This is a genomic window from Dietzia sp. SLG310A2-38A2, assembly GCF_014145095.1.
In the GTDB taxonomy this organism is placed as follows: Bacteria; Actinomycetota; Actinomycetes; order Mycobacteriales; family Mycobacteriaceae; genus Dietzia.
The window spans coordinates 1-2,788 of the sequence record NZ_JAALDX010000083.1 but is presented as its reverse complement, the minus strand read 5'-3'; the positions used below and the strand labels follow the sequence as shown (position 1 = coordinate 2,788).

The following is a 2,788-nucleotide window of genomic DNA, read 5'->3' as shown; positions in this document are numbered from 1 at the left end:
CGGCGGCCGTGTGTTCCTGTCCGCGGACTCCGGCTCCCCGGTCGCGCAGGCCCTGGTGCGGTGGGACCCCCAGGGGTGGGCCGAACGGGAACTCGCGGACCGCGCGGAGGTGGGGTTCCCGCCCGCCGTCCACATGATGGCGGTGGACGGCCCGGCCGCGGCCCTGGCCGACATCCTCGACGAGCTCCGGATCCCGGACGAGGTGGAGGTGCTCGGCCCCGTCGACCTCCCCCCGGGGGAGGAACTACCCGGTCACGACGGAGTGGAGGACCCCGAGCGGGTGTTGCTCCGCGTCCCGCCACCTCTACTCGGCGAGGTCTCCACGGAACTCCGGGCGATCGTGGTGGCGCGGTCGGGTCGGCGGAACGCCGACCCCGTCCGGGTCCGCCTCGACCCGGTCCATATCGGCTGACCGGCCCGTGCGGTGGGTGGGCCGGGAAGCACCTAGAATGGGCGTTTCCGGTATCCCCGTCCGCGAGGAGTACAGATACGCATGGCCGTCCACCCCGTCCGGCTCTTCGGTGATCCCGTCCTGAGGACCCCGACTGATCCCGTCACCTCGTTCGACGACAGGTTGGCGCGCACCGTGGCCGACCTCATGGACACGGTGCGCCACGAGGAGGGAGCCGGGTTGGCCGCCCCCCAGATCGGCGTGTCCACCCGGGTGTTCGTCTACACCTGTGGAGGCCGGGAGGGTCATCTCGTCAATCCGGAGTGGGAACCGATCGGCGACGAGAAGACGCACCTCAACGAGGGGTGCCTGTCGATCCCCGGGGTCTCCGAGCCCACCGAGCGCTTCGCGCGTGTCGTGGCCCGCGGTGTCGACGTACACGGGGAGCCGGTGAGCTTCGAGGCCGAGGGGATCCTCGCGCGCGCCGTGCAGCACGAGACCGACCACCTCGACGGGGTCCTGTTCCTCCAACGCCTCGCTCCGGATCGGCGTCGCTCGGCGATGGCCGAGATCCGGGCGTCCGGGTGGTTCGGTAGCGACGCCATCAGCGCCGGGGTCGTCTACGACCGACTCGCCGACGCGATGGCGGTGAGGTGACGGTGCGACTCGTCTTCGCCGGCACCCCGCAGGCGGCCGTCCCCTCACTCGAGGCACTCCTGGACTCCGATCGACACGACGTGGTGGCGGTGGTCTCCCGTCCCGATGCCCGGACCGGGCGCGGCCGGAGCCTGTCCCGTAGTCCCGTGGCCGCGGCCGCCGACGTCGCGGGGATCGAGGTCCTCACCCCGCCGAACGCCCGCGACCCGCAGTTCGCCGAGCGACTCCGCGAACTCGCACCCGAGGCGGTCCCGGTGGTGGCCTACGGGCACCTGGTTCCTCGACCCGTCCTGGACATCCCCGCACGCGGGTGGGTGAACCTCCACTTCTCGCTGCTCCCGGCATGGCGGGGTGCCGCACCGGTCAACGCCGCCATCGAGGCCGGAGACGAGGTGACCGGCGCCACGACCTTCCTGCTCGACGAGGGGATGGACACCGGTCCGGTCCTGGGGACGATGACCGAGACCATCCGCCCGCGCGACACCGCCGGCGACCTGCTCGGTCGGTTGTCAGAATCCGGCGCGGGACTCCTCGTGGCCACCCTCGACGCCCTGGAGACCGGAGAGCTCCGCGCGGTCACACAGCCGACGGACGGGATCTCCCATGCGGGCAAGATCACCGTCGATGACGCGCGGGTGCGCTGGGCTGACCCGGCGCTGGCGGTGGACCGCCACATCCGTTCGGTCACCCCGGCCCCGGGGGCCTGGACGACCCTCGGCGGGGAGCGGGTCAAGATCGGCGCCGCGATGCCGTCCGGCGAGGGAGCACCGACCCTGGCGCCCGGGCGAATCCGGTGCGACAAGCACTCCTTCCTCGTCGGCACGGCCACGTCGCCCCTGGTGGTGGAGACTCTCCAGCCACCCGGGAAGAAGATGATGAACGCAGTCGACTGGGCACGCGGGGCCCGACTCGACGACGGGGCGGAGTTCGTATGAGTACCGAAGGCAGAGGAGGCACCGGCCGGCAGGGCGGCAGGTCGGGCGGGCGACGACCGGATGCACCCCGTTCCGCCGACCGTCGGCGGGACAGGCCGGCACCTCGGCAGAGCCGCCCCGATGCCAGGACCGTCGCCCTCGCCGTGATGACGGCGGTTCGCGAACGCGCGGCGTATGCGAACCTCCTGTTGCCGTCCGAGCTCAGGAAGGCCCGACTCGACACCCGGGACGCGGCTCTGGCCACCGAGCTCACATACGGCACCCTCCGGACACAGGGGTTGCTGGACCGCATCATCGCGGAGGCGGCCGGCCGCCCGGTCGAGGAGATCGACCCGCCGGTCCTGGACCTGGTGCGGCTGGGCGCCTACCAGTTGCTGTTCACCCGGATCGGGGCGCACGCGGCTGTCGACACCAGTGTGGAGGCGGCGCGGACACAGGGGCTGGGCCGGGCCGGGGCGTTCGTCAACGCGGTGCTACGCAAGGTCTCCGCACAGGACCTGGACGGCTGGGTCGCAATGCTACGGAAGAATGTGACGGACCCCGTCGCCCGGCTGGCCGTGGGCACCGCACACCCGGAGTGGATCGCGCGTGCGTTCGCGGAATCCCTCGGAGCGGACGCAGCGGAGCTGCCCGAGCTGCTGGCCGCCGATGACGCGCGCCCCAAGGTGCACCTGGCGGCACTGCCCGGCGCCATCTCGGCGGAGGAACTCGCGCTGGTGACCGGCGGCACCGAGGGCGTCGTGTCGCCGTACGCGGTCCACCTCGACTCGGGTGACCCCGGGACCCTCGAGGCGGTCCGCGACCG

Annotated in this window: 3 protein-coding genes and 1 pseudogene; all 4 read left to right on the top strand. The window is 72.5% G+C overall.

Features of this window, described 5'->3' with window-relative positions; all coding sequences use genetic code 11:
* A pseudogene (locus G6027_RS03465) lies at positions 1-412 on the top strand (primosome assembly protein PriA); the annotation flags it as partial.
* A gap of 81 nt (positions 413-493) precedes the next feature.
* Positions 494-1,048 (top strand): peptide deformylase, encoded by a 555-nt coding sequence (def, locus tag G6027_RS03460; RefSeq protein ID WP_182635437.1) that lies wholly within the window; start codon positions 494-496, stop codon positions 1,046-1,048.
* 2 nt (positions 1,049-1,050) lie between these two features.
* Positions 1,051-1,983, top strand: coding sequence for a methionyl-tRNA formyltransferase (fmt, locus tag G6027_RS03455; RefSeq protein ID WP_182635439.1), 933 nt, complete (start codon positions 1,051-1,053; stop codon positions 1,981-1,983).
* Positions 1,984-2,129: 146 nt separating this feature from the next.
* Positions 2,130-2,788 (top strand): transcription antitermination factor NusB (locus tag G6027_RS03450; RefSeq protein WP_277612291.1); only part of this gene is annotated, 659 nt, incomplete at its 3' end.